The organism is Betaproteobacteria bacterium, assembly GCA_016720855.1.
In the GTDB taxonomy this organism is placed as follows: domain Bacteria; phylum Pseudomonadota; class Gammaproteobacteria; order Burkholderiales; family Usitatibacteraceae; genus FEB-7.
In genome coordinates this window covers 544,022-565,815 of record JADKJU010000001.1, presented here as the reverse complement: position 1 = coordinate 565,815, position 21,794 = coordinate 544,022, and the positions used below count along the sequence as shown (strand labels likewise).

17 protein-coding genes are annotated in these 21,794 nt (G+C 66.5%); 6 read left to right on the top strand and 11 right to left on the bottom strand.

Features of this window, described 5'->3' with window-relative positions:
* Window positions 1-85: 85 nt before the first annotated feature.
* Complete coding sequence (locus IPP91_02460) at window positions 86-577, bottom strand: phasin family protein (GenBank protein MBL0140938.1); 492 nt, start codon at window positions 575-577, stop codon at window positions 86-88.
* 226 nt (window positions 578-803) lie between these two features.
* Between IPP91_02460 and IPP91_02455 the strand changes: the two genes are divergently transcribed.
* Window positions 804-2,486 (top strand): AMP-binding protein, encoded by a 1,683-nt coding sequence (locus IPP91_02455; protein MBL0140937.1) that lies wholly within the window; start codon window positions 804-806, stop codon window positions 2,484-2,486.
* 57 nt (window positions 2,487-2,543) lie between these two features.
* On the opposite strand, the gene pntB is transcribed toward IPP91_02455, so the two are convergent.
* The 5 genes from pntB to IPP91_02430 all read right to left on the bottom strand — a co-directional run bounded on the left by pntB (window position 2,544) and on the right by IPP91_02430 (window position 9,186).
* A complete protein-coding gene (gene pntB / locus IPP91_02450; protein ID MBL0140936.1) occupies window positions 2,544-3,956 on the bottom strand; it encodes a Re/Si-specific NAD(P)(+) transhydrogenase subunit beta in 1,413 nt (470 codons plus the stop codon).
* Window positions 3,957-3,968: 12 nt separating this feature from the next.
* A complete protein-coding gene (locus IPP91_02445) occupies window positions 3,969-5,549 on the bottom strand; it encodes a Re/Si-specific NAD(P)(+) transhydrogenase subunit alpha (GenBank protein ID MBL0140935.1) in 1,581 nt (526 codons plus the stop codon).
* A gap of 112 nt (window positions 5,550-5,661) precedes the next feature.
* Window positions 5,662-7,266 carry a GMC family oxidoreductase gene (locus tag IPP91_02440; protein MBL0140934.1) on the bottom strand — a complete coding sequence of 535 codons (1,605 nt, stop codon included), beginning with the start codon at window positions 7,264-7,266 and terminating at the stop codon, window positions 5,662-5,664.
* The gene (locus IPP91_02435) at window positions 7,263-7,793 is read right to left on the bottom strand and encodes a twin-arginine translocation signal domain-containing protein (GenBank protein ID MBL0140933.1); all 531 of its coding nucleotides are present in this window, start codon (window positions 7,791-7,793) and stop codon (window positions 7,263-7,265) included. The genes IPP91_02440 and IPP91_02435 overlap by 4 nt, the downstream gene beginning before the upstream one ends.
* A 4-nt stretch (window positions 7,794-7,797) precedes the next feature.
* A complete protein-coding gene (locus tag IPP91_02430) occupies window positions 7,798-9,186 on the bottom strand; it encodes a coniferyl aldehyde dehydrogenase (protein MBL0140932.1) in 1,389 nt (462 codons plus the stop codon).
* A gap of 219 nt (window positions 9,187-9,405) precedes the next feature.
* Here IPP91_02430 and IPP91_02425 point away from each other — a divergent pair, with 219 nt between their 5' ends.
* The gene (locus IPP91_02425; protein ID MBL0140931.1) at window positions 9,406-10,074 is read left to right on the top strand and encodes a hypothetical protein; all 669 of its coding nucleotides are present in this window, start codon (window positions 9,406-9,408) and stop codon (window positions 10,072-10,074) included.
* On the opposite strand, the gene IPP91_02420 is transcribed toward IPP91_02425, so the two are convergent.
* The 5 genes from IPP91_02420 to IPP91_02400 form a co-directional block, all read right to left on the bottom strand.
* Window positions 10,031-10,420, bottom strand: coding sequence for a polyhydroxyalkanoic acid system family protein (locus IPP91_02420; GenBank protein MBL0140930.1), 390 nt, complete (start codon window positions 10,418-10,420; stop codon window positions 10,031-10,033). The two genes, IPP91_02425 and IPP91_02420, sit on opposite strands and share 44 nt — an antisense overlap.
* A 29-nt stretch (window positions 10,421-10,449) precedes the next feature.
* Window positions 10,450-11,766 (bottom strand): TRAP transporter large permease, encoded by a 1,317-nt coding sequence (locus IPP91_02415; protein ID MBL0140929.1) that lies wholly within the window; start codon window positions 11,764-11,766, stop codon window positions 10,450-10,452.
* A 3-nt stretch (window positions 11,767-11,769) separates the two neighbouring features.
* Complete coding sequence (locus IPP91_02410) at window positions 11,770-12,288, bottom strand: TRAP transporter small permease (GenBank protein MBL0140928.1); 519 nt, start codon at window positions 12,286-12,288, stop codon at window positions 11,770-11,772.
* A 79-nt stretch (window positions 12,289-12,367) separates the two neighbouring features.
* Entirely contained in the window at window positions 12,368-13,363 is a 996-nt protein-coding gene (dctP, locus tag IPP91_02405; protein ID MBL0140927.1) for a TRAP transporter substrate-binding protein DctP, read from the bottom strand.
* A gap of 92 nt (window positions 13,364-13,455) precedes the next feature.
* The gene (locus tag IPP91_02400) at window positions 13,456-14,649 is read right to left on the bottom strand and encodes an aminotransferase class V-fold PLP-dependent enzyme (protein MBL0140926.1); all 1,194 of its coding nucleotides are present in this window, start codon (window positions 14,647-14,649) and stop codon (window positions 13,456-13,458) included.
* Between the two features lie 108 nt (window positions 14,650-14,757).
* Here IPP91_02400 and IPP91_02395 point away from each other — a divergent pair, with 108 nt between their 5' ends.
* The 4 genes from IPP91_02395 to IPP91_02380 are packed head-to-tail and all read left to right on the top strand — an operon-like array spanning window position 14,758 to window position 21,762.
* Window positions 14,758-17,664 carry an FAD-binding protein gene (locus IPP91_02395; protein ID MBL0140925.1) on the top strand — a complete coding sequence of 969 codons (2,907 nt, stop codon included), beginning with the start codon at window positions 14,758-14,760 and terminating at the stop codon, window positions 17,662-17,664.
* Window positions 17,661-18,914: a hypothetical protein gene (locus IPP91_02390; protein MBL0140924.1), complete on the top strand. Its 1,254-nt coding sequence runs from the start codon at window positions 17,661-17,663 to the stop codon at window positions 18,912-18,914. The genes IPP91_02395 and IPP91_02390 overlap by 4 nt, the downstream gene beginning before the upstream one ends.
* Window positions 18,915-18,922: 8 nt before the next feature.
* Window positions 18,923-20,440: a malonyl-CoA synthase gene (locus tag IPP91_02385; protein MBL0140923.1), complete on the top strand. Its 1,518-nt coding sequence runs from the start codon at window positions 18,923-18,925 to the stop codon at window positions 20,438-20,440.
* A gap of 2 nt (window positions 20,441-20,442) precedes the next feature.
* A complete protein-coding gene (locus tag IPP91_02380) occupies window positions 20,443-21,762 on the top strand; it encodes a malonyl-CoA decarboxylase (protein ID MBL0140922.1) in 1,320 nt (439 codons plus the stop codon).
* Window positions 21,763-21,794: the final 32 nt, after the last annotated feature.

Here is a 21,794-nt window from a genome sequence, read left to right as displayed (position 1 = left end):
CTTCGGTCCCCGGCTGGTGCCGGGGCTCGGACAAGGATGGAGGAGGAGCCTGGTGCGGGGAGGGCGTTGCCCTCCCCGAGTCATTTCATTTCGCCTTGCGGCGTGCGGGCTTGCGCACGCTGGCCTTCTTCCTGGCCGGTGCCTTGCGGGTGCGCTTCGCTGCAGCGCCGCCCATCAGGTCGCGCACGCTGTCGTTGAGATCGGACACTTGCCGCGCGAGTTCGTCCACATCCTTGCTCGTGAGGACGCCGAGGCGGTTCAGGGAGCGGGAAACCCGGTCCTCGAACACCTGCTCAAGCTTGTCCCACTTGCCCTGCGCGTTGGAAAAGGTCGCATCGGCCTGGGAGCGGACGCTCTTCAGGGCATGGTCGGCCGCAGTGCCGCTCTTCGTACGGATCAGTTTTCCCTGCTCGACGAGCAGGTCGAACAGCTTGTCGCCTTCGGTGCGGGCACGGGCGAACGCGCCCAGTCCTGCGAGCCAGATCTTCTGCGCCGATTGCGTGACCGCCTGCGCGAACTGGTTGTCCGCCGCGGTCAGGCCGGGCTTGGCGCGTGCTTTCGTTTTCCGGGTTGCCATGGTTTCCTCCTGTGATGTCTGGCGCCGCGCCCCCCTCGGGCCGGCCACCTTAACTACGATCAGATTCTAGGTGGGAGAATTAGAGCAATCACACTATTCTTCACCTGCGCCTGCCGTGAGGTAGACTTGCCCCGCCGATGCCGGTGGCGCTGCAAAGGTCGCCCCGAATGCCCGGCCGCACACCAGGCACCAGGGACAAGGTATCCCCGGCCATCGAGAGGAAATAATGGAACATCCCTGGCTCAAGTCCTACCCCCCCGGCGTTGCCGCCGATATCGACCTTGGCGCGTACGCAAGCATCCGCGACATTTTCGAGGGCAGTTGCGGGCGGTTCGCCGACCTCCCGGCCTTTACGTGCATGGGCGTCTCGGTGTCGTACCGGGATCTCGACCGCCTTTCCGGCGATTTCGGAAGTTGGCTGCAGAACGCCGCCGGGCTCGGCAAGGGGGCGCGCGTCGCGGTGATGATGCCCAACATTCTCCAGTACCCGATCGCGATCTTCGGCTTGCTCCGCGCGGGGCTGGTCGGCGTGAACTGCAATCCCCTGTACACCCCTCGCGAACTGGAACACCAGCTGAACGATTCCGGCGCCGAGGCCATCGTGATCCTGGAGAACTTCGCGCATACGCTCGGGGATGTGATCGGGCGCACCAAGGTGAAGACCGTCGTCACGACGCAGATCGGCGACCTGCTGGGTTTCCCGAAGTCGCTCATCGCGAACTTCGTGGTGAAGCGCGTGAAGAAGATGGTTCCGCCGTTCAGCCTGCCTGGCGCCGTGCCACTCCGCGACGCTCTGGCGACGGGGCGCAGCCACAGGCTGGCGCCTCCCCCCCTGGGGCAGGAGGACATCGCCTTCCTCCAGTACACCGGCGGGACGACCGGCGTCTCGAAGGGCGCCATGCTCACGCATGGCAATATCGTCGCGAACCTGCAGCAGGTGTCCGCCTGGGTGAGCACGGGGTTGGAGGATGGGCGTGAGACCGTCATTGGCGCGTTGCCCCTGTATCACATCTTCGCCCTGACGGCGGGCCTCACCTTCATGAAGATGGGCGCCAACCACGTTCTCATCCCCAACCCGCGCGACATGCCGGGATTCGTGGCGGAACTGCGCAAGCACCGCTTCTCCGTAATTCCCGGCGTGAACACGCTGTTCAACGGATTGATGCACACGCCGGGCTTTGCCCAGCTCGACTTCAGCCACCTGAAGGTTTCGCTCGGTGGCGGCATGGCGGTGCAGCGCGCCGTGGCGGAAAGATGGCAGGAGGTGACGAAGTCCCCGCTGCTGGAGGCGTACGGCCTCACCGAGACCTCGCCGGGCGCCTGCATCAACCCGCTCGTGCCGAACGCGCCTTTCAACGGAATGGCGGGCCTTCCGCTGCCCTCGACTATCGTCACCATCCGCGATGACGCCGGAAACATCCTTCCCATCGGCGAGACGGGCGAGATCTGCATCGCCGGCCCGCAGGTGATGAAGGGCTATTGGAACCGACCGGACGAGACGGCGAAGGTGATGTTTCCCGACGGGGCCTTCCGCACGGGCGACATCGGCATCATGGATGCTCGCGGCTATGTGAAGATCGTGGACCGGAAGAAGGACATGATCCTGGTCTCGGGCTTCAACGTTTACCCGAACGAGGTCGAGGACGTGGTGGCGATGATGCCCGGCATCCTCGAGGTGTGCGCAGTGGCCGCGCCAGACGACAAGTCCGGGGAAGTGGTGCGGCTCGTGATCGTGAAGAAGGATCCCGCCCTCACCCGGGAAGCGGTCCTGCAGCACTGCAGGAAGCATCTCACGGGATACAAGCTGCCCAGGATCATCGAGTTCTGGACCGAGCTGCCGAAGACGAACGTCGGCAAGGTCCTGCGCCGGGAAGTCAAGAACGCGCCCGCGCCGGCGGACGCGAACTGACGGAGGTCGCTCCCCCGCATTCCGGGGGAGCCTGCTGCAGGGGGGTGCCTCGCCGGGTCAGGCCTTGAGCGCGACCAGCACCTCGTCCAGCATTTTTTTCGCGTCCCCGAAGAGCATCCGGTTGTTCTCCTTGTAGAACAGCGGATTGTCGACCCCGGCATAGCCAGAGGCCATGGAACGCTTCATGACGATGGAGGTCCTCGCCTTCCAGACTTCCAGCACCGGCATGCCTGCGATGGGGCTCGCCGGGTCCTCCTGTGCGGCCGGGTTCACGATGTCGTTGGCGCCGATGACCATGGAAACGTCGGTATCCGGGAAGTCCACGTTGATCTCGTCCATTTCCATGACGATGTCGTAGGGGACCCTCGCCTCAGCGAGCAGCACGTTCATGTGGCCGGGCATTCGGCCGGCGACCGGGTGGATGCCGAAGCGGACGTTGATGCCCATGTCGCGCAGGTGCCTGGTGATCTCGTAAACGGTGTGCTGCGCCTGGGCGACTGCCATGCCGTACCCGGGAACGATGATCACGTTCTTCGCCTCCCGAAGCAGTTCGGCGGTCTCGGTTGCCGTTATCGGCGTGACTTCGCCGGCCGGCTCAGCGGCATCGCCCTTCGCGGCGACTGTGCCGCCGCCGGTGCCGAACCCGCCGGCGATCACGCTGATGAAATTGCGGTTCATCGCGTTGCACATGATGTAGGACAGGATCGCGCCGGAGGAGCCCACGAGCGCACCGGTGACGATCAGCAGGTCGTTCGACAACATGAAGCCGGTGGCTGCCGCCGCCCAGCCGGAGTAGCTGTTGAGCATCGAGACCACGACAGGCATGTCGGCGCCGCCGATCGCCATCACCATGTGGATGCCGAACAGAAGCGAAACCACCGTCATCACGATGAGCGGGGTCATGCCGTCGGCCACGTTGTGGGCGCCCAGGAATGCCCTTCCGTACCAGATCACCACCAGCAGACCGGCGAGATTCAGCCAGTGACGCGCCGGCAGCAGGAGCGGCTTGCCGCCGATCTTGCCGGAGAGCTTGCCGAACGCGATGATCGAGCCCGAGAAGGTCACCGCGCCGATCAGGATGCCCAGGTAGACCTCGACTTCGTGTATGGATTTCTCGGCGCCGGTGAGCTGGGTCGAGGTGTCGATGTAGCTTGCGTAGCCCACCAGACATGCGGCAAGGCCGACCAGGCTGTGCATCAGGGCGACGAGCTCGGGCATCTGCGTCATCTTCACCGTGCGGGCGGCGAAGAGGCCGATGCTCGCGCCCACGGCCATGGCGCCGGCGATCCACCCGAGGCCCGCAGGGGTCACTCTCGGGCCGAAGACCGTGGCAATCACGGCGAGCGCCATGCCGATCATGCCGTAGAGGTTGCCGCGGCGGGAGTTCTCGGGGTTGGAAAGGCCCCCGAGGCTCAGGATGAAGAGGATGGTGGCTCCGATGTAGGAGACGGATGCGAGGCTCTCGGACATTCTCTTCTTCCCCTACTTGCGGAACATGGCCAGCATGCGCTGGGTGACGGCGAAGCCGCCGAACATGTTGATGGCGGTCAGCGCGATGCCGACGACGGCCATCCAGCGGATCAGCTCGTCGGCGCGGTCGACGCCGGCCAGCGCCGGCGGTGCGATCTGCACCAGCGCCCCGATGCAGATGATGCTGGAGATGGCATTGGTCACGCTCATGAGCGGCGTGTGCAATGCCGGCGTCACGTTCCAGACCACCATGTAGCCCACGAAGCAGGCGAGCACGAAAACCGTGAAGTGGGCGAGGAAGCTCGCGGGCGCGTAGGCGCCGACGAATGCGAAGGCTGCGGCGCCTGCGCCGAACACGATGGCCAGGGTGCTCGCCGCCATCGGCGCGCCGGGGCCGTGGCCCTTGGGGGCGGGAGGCGGCGCTGCGGGCTTTGCCGCCTGGGGCGGCGCAGCGGAGAGCTTGGGCGGCGGTGGCGGCCAGGTGATGGCGCCTTCCTTGATCACCGTCAGGCCTCGGATGGCGCCATCTTCCATGTTGACGTCGATGTTGCCGTCCTTGGTCTTGCACAGCTCCTCGGCAAGACGGAACAGGTTGGTGGCGTACAGCGTCGACGACTGCCTGGACAGGCGGCTGACCAGGTCGGTGTAGCCGACGATGGTGACGCCGTGCTTGACGACGACCTGACCGGGTTCGGTCAACTCGCAGTTGCCTCCCTGCTCTGCGGCCATGTCGACGATGACGCTGCCCGGCCTCATGCTCTTCACCATCTCGGCGGTGATCAGTCTGGGCGCCGGCTTGCCGGGGATCAGCGCGGTGGTGATGATGATGTCCACCTCCTTGGCCTGCTTGGCGTACATCTCTCGCTGGGCCTGCTGGAAGCCCTCGCTCATCACCTTGGCGTAGCCGCCGCCGCCGGAACCTTCTTCCTCGTAATCGACCTTGACGAATTCCCCGCCCAGCGACACGACCTGGTCGGCCACTTCGGCACGGGTGTCGTTGGCGCGCACGATTGCGCCCAGTCCCGCGGCGGTGCCGATCGCGGCCAGGCCAGCCACGCCGGCGCCGGCAATGAAGACCTTGGCCGGCGGCACCTTGCCGGCGGCCGTGATCTGCCCGTTGAAGAAGCGGCCGAAGGCGTTGGCGGCCTCGATGACAGCGCGGTAGCCGGCGACGCCGGCCTGGGAGGTCAGCGCGTCCATCTTCTGGGCGCGGCTCAGCGTGCGCGGCAGCGCGTCGATCGCCAGCACGGTGACCTTCTTCGCCGCCAGCTGCTGCATCAGGTCGGGATTCTGCGCCGGCCAGACGAAGCTCACCAGGGTGGTGCCCTCGCGCATCAGGCCCACCTCCTCGGCGGACGGAGCGCGAACCTTGAAAACGATGTCGGAAGCCGCCCAGAGTGCGGCGGCGCCCTCGATGATCTCGGCGCCCGCCGCGCGGTAGGTGTCGTCGCCGAAGTTCGCCAGGTCACCCGCCCCGGACTCCACGGCCACCGAAAAGCCGAGCTTGATGAGCTTTTCCACGACATCGGGCACGGTGGCAACACGCTTTTCCCCGGCGAACGTCTCGCGCGGCACTCCAATCTTCAGGGGCATGCTCTTGACCTCATGGACATGGTTGTCGGAAACCTGCGGCATGATGCTTGCGGGCAAACAGTGTAGCGATTTGTTGGAAGCGGCGCCTTGCCGCGTCCGGCGGAAGGGCATTTCACGAGGTCCTCGCAGGCAGAGCGAGGGCTTGCGCCAGGTCGCTCGCCATTCGCGCGACAAGCGCATAGATCGACAGCTGCGGATTGGCGCCGATGCTGGTCGGAAAGACCGAGCCGTCGTGCACGGACAGGTTGACGACGTGGTGGTGCCGCCCGCGTTCGTCCACCACCGCGCGCCGGGGGTCCGGGCCCATGGGGCATCCCCCCATCACGTGCGCGCTGACGACGCGCGTGTGGAGCGCTTCCATCGGCATCGCCGCGATGGACGCCTTCGCCTCGGCCCAGCTCGACATCGGGCGGCCATCCTCGTGCAACGCCATGACCGTCCTTGCCCCTGCGGCGAACTGGATCTGCGCCATGGCGAGGTAGGCACGGCGCATTCCCTCCCACAGGAATTCTCCGAGTGGGTAGTCCAGCTCGGGGCTGCCGTCCGCGCGCAGCATCACGCGTCCGCCCGGGGAACCGGGGTGGAATCCGTCGCGCAGCAGCGCGATGACGACCTGCAGGTTGGCGAATTCCTTCATCCATCCGGCGTGGCCTGTTCCGTATCCGGGGAGCGTGATGCCGGCGAGTATCGGATGCAGGGGAGGGGATTCCAGTTTGTAGCCGATCGGGCCGTCGACGGGGACGGAATCGAGAAAATGATCCGAATAGATGGACTGTGGGGCACCTGCAAACGCGTTGACCGGCTGCGGCATCACGGCCGCCGAGACCACCGTCGGATGCAGGAAGGTGCGGCGCCCCACGAGTTCGTGGGGATCGGGCAGGGCGCTGCGCAGCAGCACTGCCGGTGTTCCGATGGCGCCCGATGAAAGGACGAAATGGCGGGCGGCCAGGCGGATGAGGTGCTGGCCGGGGGGCGACCCGGACCCTGCCACACCACGCGCCTCGGCGAGGGTGATCCGGTCACCTGCCGTCACGAGCCTGTCCACGCGCGCGCGGTGCAGGAGGGTCGCCCCTTTCGCGAGCGCGGCAGGAATCGTGGTGACCAGCATCGACTGCTTCGCGTTGGTGGGGCACCCCATGCCGCAGTAACCGAGGTTCCAGCAGCCCTTCACGTTGCGCCGGATGGCCGCCGCGGGTATGCCCAGCTTCTCGCAGCCGCGTCGCAGGATATCGTTGTTCTCGTTGGGTGCGACCGGCCAGGGGGCGATCGCGAGGCGCTCTTCCATGCGGACAAACCACGGGGCGAGTTCCGCCTCGCCCGTCTGCGCGAGCCCGTGAACGGCTCGCCAGTGCGCCAGTGTCCGGGGCGGCGTTCTAAAGCTCGACGTCCAGTTCACCGTCGTTGAGCCGCCCACGCTTCGCCCCTGCAGGATCGTGATCGCCTTGTCCTTCGTCTGGCGGCCCGCCGATTCCTGGTAGAGCTGGGGATAGGCCTCGCGCTCGCGCATGCGGAAGTCAGTCGAGCTCTTGAGGGGCCCTTCCTCGACGATAACGACCGTAAGCCCGGCTTGCGTGAGCACCTCGGCCGTGACGCCGCCGCCCGCGCCACTGCCCACGATGACGACGTCGGCCTCCAGGGTGAGGGGATGGTCGAGCGCCGAGGCGTCGATCACCTTCCAGCCGCCGGCGATGCCCTCCCGGATCGGGTCCGCGATCATGAGTGTCCCGATTCCAGGGTCGGGGGGCCGGGATAGGCGATGCGCGCCCACGAGGCGGGATTGCCGTACCACGCTGCGATGATCAGCTGCGTGAGCGCCTGGTAGCCTGCCCGAAGCAGGCCGAAGCGGCTCGTGCGCCAGCGCTTGAGGAATGCCGTCACCTCCTCGCCCGTCGCCTCGGCCCACGGGGAGCGGACGCCGGCTACGATGAATCGTCCCGCGGCAAGGCCCAGCAGGGAGAACAACTGGGCGATTTCCTTCTGCACGGCGGGGGAGAGGCCCGAAACGGCGCGGTCGAAGGCCTCGATTGTCTCGCGCACGGCTTCGCGCCGGGCCGGCTCCCCGGTGGGGAGCGCGCCTTCCAGGACCGCGGGCACCAGGGCTGCCGTGATCGAGGCCGAGCGTTCGTCCAGCCACTGGTAACTGCCGAATGGGGCGGAACCTCGATGCCATGCAAGCCAGCCTGCGCCGGCAAGCACGGCGCCTGCGGCGATGCTCACCTTGAGGAACTGGCGCCGCGTGGGCATGGTGCTAGCGCAGCAACAGGCGCACGAGGCGTTCGAAGCGCTTGCCGTACGGCGCGCGGAAGAGTTTCAGGCCATTGAGCCGCGACTGGCGGAAGACGGCCTTCTTCTTCGAGAAGGTGTCGAATCCTTCGCGGCCGTGGTAATGGCCTTTCCCCGACTCGCCCACCCCCCCGAAAGGCAGGTCGTCCTGGGCGATGTGGAGGATGGTCTCGTTCACCGTGACCCCGCCGGATACGGTTCGCCGGATCACCAGTTCGATGGCCTCGCGATCATGCTCGAAAAGATAGAGCGCGAGGGGCCGCGGCCGGGCGTTCACGTAGGCGATGGCGTCGTCGAGGCTGCGGTAGGGAACGAGCGGAAGCAGCGGGCCGAAGATCTCCTCGCGCATCACCGTCATCGAGTCGTCGACGCCGACGAGGAGGGTGGGGGCGCGCTTGCCGGCAGCGACGACATCCTCGCCCGCCGGGTTGATCTCGATCGCCTTGGCCCCCTTGGCGAGCGCGTCCTCGAGCAGCTGCCCGAGGCGATTCCGATGGCGCTCGTCCACGATGGCGGTGTAGTCGGGGTTGCCGGCGAGCGTCGGGTACATCGCTGCCACGGAGCGCCGGGCGGCATCGGAGAATGCATCGACGCACTCTTCCGGCACGAGCACGTAGTCGGGCGCGACGCAGGTCTGGCCGGCATTGAGGCACTTGCCGAACATCACCCGGTCCGCCGCCTCGTCCAGCGCAAAGCCACGGCCAATGATGGCAGGGGACTTGCCGCCCAGTTCGAGCGTGACGGGAGTGAGGTTGTCCGAGGCTGCGCGCATGACCTGGCGTCCCACGCTCGTCGAGCCCGTGAAGAGCAGGTGGTCGAAGGCCAGGCGGCAGAAGTCCCGGGCGACTTCCGGGCCGCCGTTCACGACGGAGATCTCGCCACGGGGAAAATAGCGTTTCACGAGCCGCTCGAGCAGCTCTCCGGTGGCGGGCGTGGTTTCCGACATCTTCACCATCGCCCGGTTGCCTGCCGCCAGCGCCGGCACGAGGGGGCCGATCGCGAGGTAGAGCGGATAGTTCCATGGAACCACGATGCCCACCACCCCCAGCGGTTGCGGCACCACGCTCGAGTGGCCGGGCATGAACCAGAGGCTGGTCGAGCGGCGCTCGGGGCGCATCCAGCGCCTGACATGGCTGCGTGCTTGCCGGAGCGCCTCCAGGGACGGAAATACCTCGAGAAGCTGCGTCTCATGCCGGGAACGGCTGCCGAAGTCCCTGGCGATCGTCTCGGCCCACTCGGAGGCATGGTCCTTCACGAGTGTTTCCAGCCGATTCAGGCGGTCTATCCGTTCGGCGGCACCGGGGAAGGAATCGCGGGCAAAGGCCTCCTGGTGGCGTTCGAATTCGGCCCTCAACGGGTCTTGCGAGGTACGGGCAGTGGTGGGTTCAGTATTGAGAGACAACGTTAGAAGGGGCTCATAAAGTATTGAGATAAATAGATAATAAATAAAATAAGCGTATGCCTTGACGGGGATTCAAACGAGCGTTTCAATCACTCGTTAGAATAGCCGTGGCATTTCCCCGAGGCAACCCGGACCATGGCCCCACCAGATACAGACACCGCTCCCGAGTCCTTGCGGCGACACCTCGAGAACCTGCGCGACATGCGCGGCCGGGAAGCGCACGGGCACGAGCCGCCTCGCCTTGTCGACGTCAAGTCGTGGCAGGCGGTGCGACTCGCGCGCACCTATGCCGACCTCTTGGTCGATCCGCGCTACGCGAAAGCGACGGCTTTCTTTCTCGGCGACCTGTACGGGGCGAAGGATTTCAGCGGCCGCGACGAGGCAATGCGGCGCATCTACCCGATCATGGTCCGCACCCTCCCGCGCGGGGCGGTCGAAACCGCGGCCCTGGCGATAGAGGTGGACGCGCTCTCCGAGGACCTGGACCGGCGGATGGCCGCCGCGATCGATCCCGGACCGGTGACCGAAGCGAGCTACGCGCGGGCGTACCGGCGGGTGGGGGCTCGCGCGGAACGGGTCCGCCAGATCGAGTTGATCGACAACGTGGGGCGACGATTGGACAAGCTGGTGGTCATGCCGTTCCTGTTCGCGACGCTCAAGGTCATGCGCGGCCCGGCGAAATTGCTGGGACTGGAAGAACTGCAGACGTTTCTCGAGCGGGGGTTCGTGGCGTTTCGCCACATGGGAGGAGCCGAGCACTTCCTCGCGACGATCTCGGGCCGCGAGAGCGAGATCCTCAACCGGCTTTTTTCCGGCCACCCGAACCCGATTTCGGGCTAGCGGGCTTCTTCACCGGTGTTGCCACCTCCGCGGGCCCGCGGGCGGGCTTGGGTCCCGTCTTTCCGGCGTGCTTCTCGAACAGGGAATCGAGTTCGCGGACGATCGCCGCCTCGAGCGGGGCCCTCATCATCTTCAGAAGGAAGCCCAGCGTGACCGTGAGGTGCAGGTGCTTGTCCGTGAGGTGCAGGCTTCCCGTCACCCCGGGGCGGTCGAAGTGGTGCGTATTCCCCGTCCAGCCGCCGCTAAGGCCGAATTTCTTCCCGAGATCCTCGACCATCCGGTCCGCCGCGTCGCGCGCGGCCTTCATGCCCAGGTCATGGTTGCGCGTGATGTCGATGTCGGCCATGCGATCTCCCTCGAGAAGCGGGCGGGTCTTCAGCGGCCGGGGCCCATGAGCATGTCCGGCAGCCACGTGGCTATGCCCGGAACGAAGCACATCAGGACCATGAACGCCAGCATGATGAAGACGTAAGGCACGGAGCCGCGCAGGATGACGCCGAGTGGAATCTCCGGCGCAACGCCCCGCAGGACGTACAGGTTGAGCCCGACCGGCGGGGTGATGAGCCCGACCTCGAGGTTGATAGTGAGCAGCACCGCGAACCAGATCAGGTCGAAATTGTGGGCCTCCAGCACCGGCGTGAGGATCGGCATCAGCATGAGGATGATGGCCACCGGTGGCAGGAAGCATCCCATGAGGAGCAGGAACAGGTTGATGACGAACAGCAGCACCCACTTGTTCATATTGATCGCGACCAGCCATTCCGCCGATGACTGGGAGACATAAAGGAGCGACATCATGTAGGAAAAGAGGGCCGAGGCCGCGATGATCATGAGGATCATGCTCGACTCGCGCACGGTGTCCCGGAAGATGTGCCACAGGTCGGAAAGGCGCCAGGCCTTGTAGATCACGATCACCAGCACCAGCGCGAGGAAGGCGCCGATCGCCGCGATCTCCGAGGGCGTGGCGAGTCCGCCGTACATGAAGTAGCCGATGGCGCCGATGATCGCGAGGAAGGGTCCCACGCGGACCATGCCTTCCATCTTCTCCTTCAGCGTGAAGTGCTCGTCGAGCACGACCAGTTCCCGCTTTGCCACCAGCGTGGCGAACCAGGCCCACGCCGAGAAGAGCAGCACCAGCAGGATCCCCGGAACCACGCCGGACAGGAACAGGCGCCCGATGGAGGTTTCCGTTGCGAGGCCGTAGAGGATCATCGTGATGGACGGCGGGATGAGGATCCCGAGCGTCCCGCCAGCGCAGATGGCACCCGTGGCAAGGGCCGGCGGCACGCCGCGGCGGATCATCTCCGGCACGCCCGCCTTGCCGATGGCCGCGGCAGTCGCGGGGGACGACCCGCAGACCGCCGAGAACATGCCACAGGCAAGGATGTTCGCGATGATGAGCCCGCCCGGAACGCGCGCGAGCCAGCGGTAGAGGGAGTTGTAGATGTCCTTGCCGGCCGCGGAGACCCCGATCGCCGCCCCCAGGAGGATGAAGAGCGGGATGGTGAGGAGCGCGAATGAATTGAGCTCGTCCATGAACTGGATGGCCACCACGGCGAGGCTCGTGGGACCCTTGAAGATAAGGAGGAACGAAATGGAGACGAGCGCGAGCCCCCAGGCGATGGGAAAGCCGGAAAAGAGGACGGCCGTCGTGACCACGAGGATGAGAAGGCCGATCTGGAGTTCGTTCACCTTTCAGGCCCCCTGCCCGGAAATGGGGGCTTCCGTATCGGGCGCGCCGTCCGGATCCTCGCGGAATATCTCCGCCACGTACTGCAATGCCGTGAGCCCCAGGCCGATGGGCATCATCGCGAAGAAGGGCCACCGGGGCGGGTTCCAAAGCGAGCCGCTGCCCTCCTTCTTGTGCCACGCCTCCACGGTGAGTTCGAGGCCCTTCCATGCCAGGTAAACGCACACCACGATGCCGAAAATTGCCAGGACACGCGCAAGAACACGACGGGCAGCGGGCGACAACAGGTGCGATACCAGATCGACACCGATGTGGCCGTGAGTCTTGAGGCAGAACGGGGAACCCACGAGGACCGCGCCGACGATGAGGTAGACAGCAGCCTCGATCTCCCAATAAGTGGAGTTCCCAAGCGCGCGGTAGATCACCATCCAGACGACGATCAGCATCGCCCCGACAAGCATGATCGAGGCCGCAACCGCGCACGCGTCTGACACGCGATCCACGATTCGAACGAATTGACGCACGTATTTCTCCGGCGGTCCGCGGGTCGCTGCGATGGGCCCTCGAGAGCAGGTCGGGGCGGCTGCCGCCGCCCCGCGAGGCTCACTTGACCGCGGTGATCAAATCCAGGAGCTGCTTCGCGTCGGGGGACTTCGCGGCGAACTCGGGCCACGACGTCTTCTTCGCCAGGTCGATCCAGGCCTCGAATTCCGGCTTGGTGAGCGCGCGCACCTTGGCGCCCGCCTTCGTGTAGGCATCCTCCATGTGCTTCACCGCCTGGCGCTGTCCCTCAGCGAAGAAAACGTCACTCTTGTCGGCCGCCTCCTCGAAGATCTTCTTCTGCGCGGGCGTCAATTTGTCCCAGGCGGACTTGGACATCACCAGCGGCTGCAGCAGCCACCACAACGTGTAGTCGCCACCGACGGTGGCGAACTTCGTCTGCTCGTAGATGCGCATGCTCACGAAGGTCTCGGCCGAGGTCAGGGTCGAGGTGAGAACCCCCGACTGCAGCGACGGGTAGATCTCTGTGGAGGGAATGTTGATCACGGAGGCGCCCGCGGCTTTCAGCATGCTTTCGAAGGTCGGGTCCGCCGCGCGCATTTTCTCGCCCTTGACGGTGTCCGGGCCGCCGATTTCGTGGATCTTGGAAGCGAAGCCGCCGGGCGTCCACCACCACGTGACGATGTGCACGCCGTTCTTCTCGGCCACTTCCTGGAGCTTCCTGTGAAAGGCCGTGCCTTTGAGGCGCATGGCGTGGTCGATGCTCGTGATCGTGCCGGGCATGATCGTGATCGACATCTCCGGCACCTTCCCGACCGCGTAGGACATCGGGAAAACGGCCATCTCGAGCGTGCCCGACTGAAGGGCGTCGAACTGCGCCACGGGCTTGATGTTCAGCGAGCTGCCCGGGTAGATCCGGAACTTGAGGCTCGGGTCCTTCTTGTTCACTTCCTCGACGAAGACGCGCGTGGCCTTGTCGCGGCCATCGGTATTGGCCTTGAACTGGTGCGAGATCTTGATTTCCTGCGACAGGACCGGCAGCGCCAGGGCGGCCGTGGCGAAGAGCGCAAGCGCGCCTTGCCGGATGAGGCTCTTCATGGGGTCTCCTCGTACTGGTTCGATGGGGTACCGTCTCGTGCGGCAGTGCCCGGAAGTTACGCGAATGCGGGCCGGGATGTAAACCGCCGCGATCAAGCCGCCTTGGCCGCGCTCGCGGCAGGGCGGGCGCAACTCGCCAGGTAGTCCATCGCGGCCTGCGCTCCGCCCTTGCGATGGGGAATGGAGGCGATTTCGAGGCCCATCTCGACACCTGAAAGCGTTCCCATGAGCGTCAGGTCGTTGATATCGCCCAGGTGCCCGATGCGGAATACCTTTCCAGCCAGGCGGCCCAGCCCCATGCCGAGCGACATGTCGAAGCGGTCGAGGATCGCGGCACGGAGCTTGTCGGCGTCGTGGCCGGCGGGCACCAGGAGCGCAGTGAGCGAGGAGCTGTATTCCTCCGGGGCCGCGCAAAGCACCTCGAGTCCCCACGCCGCGGCCGCCCGCCGAGTCGCTTCCGCATGGCGGTCATGGCGGGCGAACACGTTGTCCAGGCCTTCCTCCTCGAGCATCCGGATTGCTTCCCTGAGGCCGTAGAGGAGATTGGTGGCGGGCGTGTAGGGGAAGAACCCCTTCTCGTTGGGGCCGAGCATTTCGCCCCAGTCCCAGTAGGAGCGCGGCAGCTTCGCCGATTTCTGCGCGGCCAGCGCCTTGTCGGACAGCGCGTTGAAGGAGAGCCCGGGCGGCAGCATGAGGCCTTTCTGCGAGCCGCCGACGGTCACGTCAACGCCCCATTCGTCGTGGCGGTAGTCGATGGAGGCGAGCGACGAGATCGTGTCGACGAGGAGCAGGGCGGGATGGCCCGCGTCGTCCATGGCCTTGCGCACCAGGGGAACGCGGGTCGTGGCGCCGGTCGAGGTCTCGTTGTGCACGACGCACACGGCCTTGATGGCGTGCCCCTTGTCAGCTGCGAGGCGAGCCTGGATGGCGGGTGCCTCGGCGCCTCGTCGCCAGTCGCCGGGGATCAGCTCGATCTCGAGCCCGAGTCGCCTGGCGAGCTTGCACCAGAGGGCGGCGAACTGCCCGGATTCGTACATGAGCACCTTGTCGCCGGCGGAAAGCACGTTCACGAGAGCGGCTTCCCAAGCTCCCGTCCCGGAGGCCGGGTAGATCACCACCGGATGGCGCGTCTTGAAGATGCGCTTGATGCCGGCCAGCACTTCCTGCCCCAATGCCTGGAACTCGGGCCCGCGGTGGTCGATGGTGGCGCGGTCGATGGCCCGCAGGACCCTGTCGGGAACATTGGTGGGTCCCGGGATCTGCAGGAAATGGCGTCCGGCTGGCATGGAATCTCCTTCGTTCAGCCACGTGCGTCATTGCAGCGGGGCGGTGTTTTCTGCCCATAATGCCGCAGACGGCCGCGGGACTCCATCCGCGGGCGAGTAAAGACCCTGATGACCACCACGCTCCCAATCCGCTTCTCCCCGGATCGCAACGCCCCCATCCACCCGCTCGCCGAGCGCCTGAAACGGGAAGTCGAAGGCGACGTGCTCTTCGACAAGGCGAGCCGGGGCCACTATTCGACCGACGCGTCCATCTACCAGATCGAGCCCGTGGGCGTGGTGGTGCCGCGCACGATGGAGGCGGCGGTCATCGCGCTGCAGATCGCCGCGGAGGAGGGCGTGCCCATTCTGCCTCGCGGTGGAGGGACGTCCCAAGGGGGCCAGACGGTGGGCGCGGCGCTCGTGGTCGATGCAAGCAAGCACCTGAACAGGCTCGTCGAGGTCGATCCGGTGACGAGGCGCGCGGTGGTGGAGCCGGGCATCGTGCTCGACCATCTCAATGCCCAGGTGCGACGGCACGGCCTGTGGTTTCCTGTGGATGTCTCGACGGCCGCGCAGGCAACGCTGGGCGGAATGACGGGCAACAATTCCTGCGGGTCGCGGTCCATCGCCTACGGCTATATGGTCCACCGCGTCGCCGCGATCGACGCGTGGCTCGCCGATGGAACGCGCGGCCGCTTCGGGCCGGCGGCCGAGATGAACCATCCGGCCATCCGCGCGCTTTCGGCGCGGGCGGCGGCGCTCTGGGATCGCGAGAAGGACGAGATCGAGGCGCGATTCCCCAAGGTTTCGCGCCATGTCGCGGGTTACAACCTCGACTGCCTGGCCTCCGAGGGGCAGAACCTCGCCAAGCTCCTCGTAGGCAGCGAAGGCACGCTCGCGTGGTTCGAGCGCATCACGCTCGACCTCGCGGACATCCCGAAGCACAAGGCGCTAGGCGTGGCGCATTTCCCGCGCTTCCACGACGCGATGGACGCCGCGCAGCACATCGTGAAGCTGGGGCCCTGCGCCGTCGAGCTGGTTGACCGGACGATGATCGAGCTCTCGCGGGCGATTCCGGCTTTCGCCCCGACCATCAATGCCTACGTTCGCGGCCAGCCCGACGCGATCCTCCTCGTGGAGTTCGCCGGGGAGGACCGCGACGAGCAGGTGCGTGGCGTGAAGCGACTTACAGAGCTGATGGCGGACCTGGGCTTTCCGGACGGCGTCGTCGAGCTTCTCGATGCCGGGCAACAGAAGGCCCTGTGGGAGGTGCGCAAGGCGGGCCTCAACATCATGATGTCGATGAAGGGCGACGGGAAGCCGGTGTCCTTCATCGAGGACTGCGCCGTGCCGCTGGAGCACCTGGCGGAATACACCTCGAAGCTGACGGAGGTCTTTCGCAAGCACGGCACCGAAGGCACGTTCTACGCTCACGCATCGGTCGGCTGCCTGCACGTGCGCCCGATCCTCAACATGAAGGGCGACGGGACGATCCGCATGCGCGCCATCGCCGAGGAGGCGGCCGACCTGGTGCGCCGCTACAAGGGCGCCTATTCGGGAGAGCACGGCGACGGCCTGGTGCGTTCCGAGTGGATCGCGCCTTTCTTCGGGCCGCGGCTCACGGCGGCGCTCTCCGAAATCAAGGGATGGTTCGACCCGAAAGGGCTCATGAACCCGGGCAAGATCGTGAACCCGACGAAGCAGGACGACCGCTCGCTCCTGCGCTACAAGCCGGACTATCGCGCCCAGGCGCCGGCCACGGTACTCGATTGGAGTGCGTGGGGCGGTCTTCCCGGGGCCGTGGAGATGTGCAACAACAACGGCCACTGCCGCAAATTCGACGCCGGGACGATGTGCCCCAGCTACCGGGTAACGCGGGACGAGGCCCACCTCACGCGAGGCCGGGCCAACACGCTGCGCCTCGCCCTTTCGGGTCAGCTCGGCGTGGACGGCTTCGCCTCGGCTGCCGTCAAGGAGGCCTTCGACCTGTGCGTGTCCTGCAAGGGCTGCCGCCGCGAATGCCCCACGGGCGTGGACATGGCGCGCATGAAGATCGAATACCTGCACCATGACCGGGCCCGCAACGGCTACAGCGTGCGCGACCGGCTGGTGGGAATGCTGCCGGCCTATGCGCGGTGGGCGTCGCGATTCGCCCCGCTCGTGAACATGGCGCAGCGGCTTCCCGGAGTTTCGCACGCGATGCGCGCGCTGGCCGGCTTCGATTCCCGCCGCAAGCTGCCCGCCTTCAGCGGCAAGCCGTGGCTCGCCAGCCAACCGGCGCACGCCTCGAAGGGGGGACGCGAGGTGGTGCTCTTCGCCGACACCTTCAACAACTGGTTCGAGCCGGACAACCTCGCCTCGGCCCGGCTCGTGATCGAGGCCGCCGGCTTCGAGGTGGTACCGGCTCGCGGTACCGATGCCCGGCCACTTTGCTGCGGCCGGACGTATCTTTCGGCTGGCATGGTGGATCGTGCGAAGGCGGAATCGCGACGGATGATCGATGCCCTGGCGCCATGGATAGAACGCGGCACGCCGGTCGTGGGGCTGGAGCCGTCATGCCTTTATTCGCTGAAGGACGAATTCCTCGCGATGCATCCCGGCGACTCCCGCGCAGCCGCGCTCTCGGAACTCGCGGTCTCTTTCGAGTCCTTCGTGGCCGGCGCCGTGCGCGAAGGCGCGAAGATCGCCTGGCGCGAGGGCGTTGTGTCCGAGATCCTCGTGCACGGTCATTGCCACCAGAAGGCCTTCGGGAGCTTCGAGGACACCATGGATGCGCTCCGCGCGATCCCGGGGGCGCGCGTGAGCGCGGTGGAATCGAGCTGCTGCGGCATGGCCGGTTCGTTCGGCTACGAGCGCGCGCATTACGACGTCTCGATGGCGATGGGAGAAGCCTCGCTCCTTCCGGCCATCCGCGCCGCCAGTGTGGCGACCGTGGTCGTCGCCGCGGGGACGAGTTGCCGTCACCAGATCGAACACGGCGCATCGCGCGAGGCCGTGCATCCCGCCGTGGCCCTCGCAGCCGCGCTGGCGTCATGAATGCCGTTCCCGCAGCAGCCAACGTACTCGATGCGCTGCGCAGCACGCTCGGCTTCGAGCCGCTCGGCACCCCGGTCGCCAACCTCACGATCGGCAAGGGGGTTCTGGACGGCCGTCCGGTGCGCCTGGCGCTGATCGAGAATCGCATCGCCAGCGGGTCGATCGGCAAGAGCGAGGTGTCCAGGCTGGTACCGCTTCTCGCGATCGCCGCGCGCGAGAAAGCACCTTTGATCCTTTACCTCGATTCGGCCGGCGCCCGGGTCTCCGAAGGGCTCGACGCGCTCGGCGCTTTCCGGCGCCTGTTTCGCGAGGCGCTGGCGGCACGCATAGCCGGCGCGTCCATCGCGGTGGTCCTGGGACGCAACTGCTACGGTGGGGCCAGCATGCTCGCGCACGTGGCCGGGAAGCGGCTGTTCAGCCCGGAAACGCAGCTCGCGATGTCCGGCCCGTCGATCCTCGCGCAGACGGCCGGCGCAAACGCGCTGGACGACATGTTCCGGGCCATTGCGGCGGCATCCATCGGGGCCGGCGCGCGCGCCAAGGCAAGCGACGCCAACACCGTCTGGGTGCCCGGCATGGATCTCGCCGCATGGCTGCGTGAGGCGCTGGCCGCTGGGGCGGGCTCATGGGGTACCTTCCACGAACGCCATCAATTGCTTTTCGCCCGACTCGAGAAGGGGCTCACGACGCGCCAACCGGAAGCCTTGCGCCGCAAGGAACTGGAGAAGCTCTTTCCGCAGGGCTACCAGGCCCTGGAGTGCGAGGGCGTCATCACCGGAGAGGCGACCCGCGATGGCGTCACGGTGCCCATCCTGGGATTGGCCGGCAGGTCACACGTCGGCGCCGAGAGGGCGTGGCGCTTCGCGCAGGCGGCCTGGCGGCTGGCGATCCAGGCGCCGGCTCGCCTCGAGGTCATCCTCGATTGCGAATCCCATGCCGCGCGGCTCGAGGACGAGAAGGTCGTCCTCACCGAGTTCATTGTCGATATGGGCGTGGCGCTCGCGGCGCTTGCCGCGCGGGGAACCCACGTCGAGCTGACGATTCTCGACCGCGCAGGTGGGGGCGTGTACGTGGCGCTGGCGTCGCCGGCCTCGCGCGTTGCCGTGCTGTTCGGCGCGGATGTCCAGGTCCTGCCCGGCGCGGCGCTCGCGAGCATACTGGGCGTGAACCGGGACGCGATTGCCGACATTGCCGAGTACCGCAGCGCGGGTGTCGCCGACGTGGAACTCAAGCTCGGCCTGGTGCCGTGAGCCTGCGCATGAACGACAACCTTTACTCGCTGTTCGAATCGCGCTTTCCGGCTGACCGCACGCGAGCGCTCCTGATCCTGCCTGACGGACGCGAGATCGCCTATGGCGAGGCCGAGCAGACCTGCGCCCGATACGCGTCCTGCCTTGCCGCGCTGGGCCTTTCTCCCGGCGACCGCATCGCCGTGCAGGTCGAGAAGTCACCCGAGGCGCTGCTGCTCTACCTGGCCTGCCTGCGCGCGGGCCTCGTCTACCTCCCGCTCAACAGCGCCTACCAGCAAGGGGAGGTGGGGTACTTCCTCGAGAATGCGGAGCCGGGCGCGGTTGTCGCCCAACCGCGTTCGGCGCCCTGGCTCGAGCCCCTCGCGGCGAAACGCGGCATCCGGCACGTGTTCACGCTGGATGAGAACGGGGAGGGCAGCTTCGTCGAGGCGGCCCGTGCCGGGAAACCCCGGTTCGACACGGCGCCCAGGCGCGCCGACGATCTCGCGGCGATCCTCTACACCTCGGGAACCACGGGGCGCTCGAAGGGGGCGATGATCACGCACCGCAATCTCGCGTCGAACGCGAAGGTGCTTCATGCGTACTGGGGTTTCCGCCCGACGGATGTCCTGGTGCACATGCTGCCGCTTTTTCACGTGCACGGCCTGTTCGTGGCGTGCCACTGTGTGCTGATGAACGGGACGGCAATGCGCTTTCACGGGAAGTTCGATTCGCACGCAGCGCTGGAGGATTTCCGGCGCAGCACGGTATTCATGGGCGTGCCCACCTTCTACACGCGCCTGCTGAATGAGGCCGGGCTCGATCGCGACGCGTGCTCGCGGATGCGCCTGTTCATATCCGGCTCGGCGCCGTTGCTCGCGGAGACGCACGCGGAATTCGGAATGAAGACGGGCCAGCGCATCCTCGAGCGCTATGGCATGACGGAGACCGGCATGCTCACCTCCAATCCACTGGATGGCGAACGGCGGCCCGGAACGGTGGGATTGCCGTTGCCGGGAACCGAGGTTCGCGTCGTCGGCGACACCGGCGAGCCCTGTGCGGCGGGGGAGATCGGCCAAATCCAGGTGAAGGGTGACAACGTGCTGTCTGGCTACTGGCGCATGCCCGAGAAGACCAAGGAGGAGTTCACGACCGACGGATTCTTCCGGACCGGCGACGTCGGTTCGTTCTCGAATGACGGATACCTGTCCATCGTCGGGCGATCCAAAGACCTCATCATCACCGGCGGCTACAACGTGTACCCGAAGGAAGTCGAGCTGGCCATCGACGAAATGCCCGCTGTGGCGGAATCCGCGGTGATCGGCGTGCCACACCCGGATTTCGGCGAGGCCGTGACGGCGGTCGTCGTCACGCGCCCCGGACAGCCCGTGCCCACGGAAGCGGAAGTCATCGCCTGGCTCAAGTCCAGTCTCGCGAACTTCAAGGTGCCGAAGCGCGTCTTCGTCGTGAAGGAACTGCCGAGAAACACCATGGGCAAGGTGCAGAAGAACGTCCTTCGCGACCGCTACTCGTCGCTTGCGGGGTGAGCATGCCCGGCACGCGCGCGATCATCGATCGGCTGGTCGGCACCTTCGCCGCAGCCACCCGCGGGCGCAGCGAGCGGCGTGCGCTGCGCTTGGCCAAGTTGCTCCACACGCTGATTTCCGAGAGGGGTGAATCGTCGGGCGCCATGATGGCTCGGCGCTCGGTTGCCTTGTACAACGGGCTGGACGAGGACGGCCGTCGGCTCTTCTTCGACATCCTGGCACGCGATTTCTCGCCCGATCCCGACGAGGTGCTGGCGGCCGCCGAGGCCTACCGGCGCGACACCGGCCCGGCGACTCTCGCCCGGCTGCAGAAAGTGACCGAGCCGCCGCGGCAGGAGGTGTTCCGGCGCATGAACACGGCGCCCAACGGCACCGTGGCGCTGGTGGGAATGCGCAAGGTGCTTCTGGAAGCGCTTCCCGCCAACCCGCAGCTCGCCGCCGTGGACGACGATCTCACGCACCTCTTCGGGTCGTGGTTCAACCGCGGATTTCTCGAACTCCGGCGCATCGACTGGGGAACGCCTGCGTCGATCCTCGAAAAGCTCATCGCGTACGAGGCGGTCCACGAAATTCAGGGGTTCCCGGACCTCAAGCGCCGCCTCGAGCGGGACCGCCGCTGCTTCGCCTTCTTTCATCCCGCCTTGCCCGGCGAACCGCTCGTGTTCGTCGAAGTCGCATTCGTGGACGAGTTGCCGTCCGCGGTGGCGCCAATTCTTTCCACGGACAGTGCCGTCGGCGACCCGAGGAAGGCGCGCTGCGCGGTCTTCTACTCGATCACCAGCTGCCTGCCGGGGCTGAAGGGCGTTTCCTTCGGCAATTTCCTGATCAAGCAGGTCGCCCAGGATCTCCACGAGGAGCTGCCCAACCTGCGCCAGTTCGCCACGCTCTCTCCCATGCCGGGTTTCCGCAAGTGGCTCCGGGGCCAGCCGATCGATCAGGGACTCGCCTCGGCCCCGCCCATTCGCTTTGCCGCGCAGGCGCAACCGGCAAGGCTGCCTGGAGACGAGCTTCGCGAACCCCTGGAGGCCCTCGGGGTGCGCTACCTTGCCCACGAGTGGAAGGATGGGCACGTGCTCGATCCGGTGGCCCGCTTCCACCTGGGCAATGGCGCCCGCCTCGAGCGCATCAACTGGCGGGCGGATGCCTCGATGAAAGGGCTGCACCAGTCGCTCGGCCTGATGGTGAACTACGTCTATGCCCTCGACGACGTGGAGCGAAACCACGAGAGCTACGTGAACCGCCATGTGGTCGCCTGTTCGCCCGCGGTCGAACGCATGGCCCGGCTCGCGGAAGGCGAGCGGCGCGGCATGGCGGGGACATGAGTGGCGGCGTGGAAGTTGAATTACCGCTTCCG

Excerpts from the sequence above, each read along its gene's own strand:
- dctP (MBL0140927.1), bottom strand. The coding sequence starts at position 13,363 with ATGAAGAGCCTCATCCGGCAAGGCGCGCTTGCGCTCTTCGCCACGGCC.
- IPP91_02400 (MBL0140926.1), bottom strand. The coding sequence starts at position 14,649 with ATGCCAGCCGGACGCCATTTCCTGCAGATCCCGGGACCCACCAATGTT.
- IPP91_02460 (MBL0140938.1), bottom strand. The coding sequence starts at position 577 with ATGGCAACCCGGAAAACGAAAGCACGCGCCAAGCCCGGCCTGACCGCG.
- IPP91_02445 (MBL0140935.1), bottom strand. The coding sequence starts at position 5,549 with ATGCCCCTGAAGATTGGAGTGCCGCGCGAGACGTTCGCCGGGGAAAAG.
- IPP91_02380 (MBL0140922.1), top strand. The coding sequence starts at position 20,443 with ATGCCCGGCACGCGCGCGATCATCGATCGGCTGGTCGGCACCTTCGCC.
- IPP91_02390 (MBL0140924.1), top strand. The coding sequence starts at position 17,661 with ATGAATGCCGTTCCCGCAGCAGCCAACGTACTCGATGCGCTGCGCAGC.
- IPP91_02395 (MBL0140925.1), top strand. The coding sequence starts at position 14,758 with ATGACCACCACGCTCCCAATCCGCTTCTCCCCGGATCGCAACGCCCCC.
- IPP91_02455 (MBL0140937.1), top strand. The coding sequence starts at position 804 with ATGGAACATCCCTGGCTCAAGTCCTACCCCCCCGGCGTTGCCGCCGAT.
- IPP91_02420 (MBL0140930.1), bottom strand. The coding sequence starts at position 10,420 with ATGGCCGACATCGACATCACGCGCAACCATGACCTGGGCATGAAGGCC.
- IPP91_02385 (MBL0140923.1), top strand. The coding sequence starts at position 18,923 with ATGAACGACAACCTTTACTCGCTGTTCGAATCGCGCTTTCCGGCTGAC.
- pntB (MBL0140936.1), bottom strand. The coding sequence starts at position 3,956 with ATGTCCGAGAGCCTCGCATCCGTCTCCTACATCGGAGCCACCATCCTC.
- IPP91_02440 (MBL0140934.1), bottom strand. The coding sequence starts at position 7,266 with ATGATCGCGGACCCGATCCGGGAGGGCATCGCCGGCGGCTGGAAGGTG.
- IPP91_02435 (MBL0140933.1), bottom strand. The coding sequence starts at position 7,793 with ATGCCCACGCGGCGCCAGTTCCTCAAGGTGAGCATCGCCGCAGGCGCC.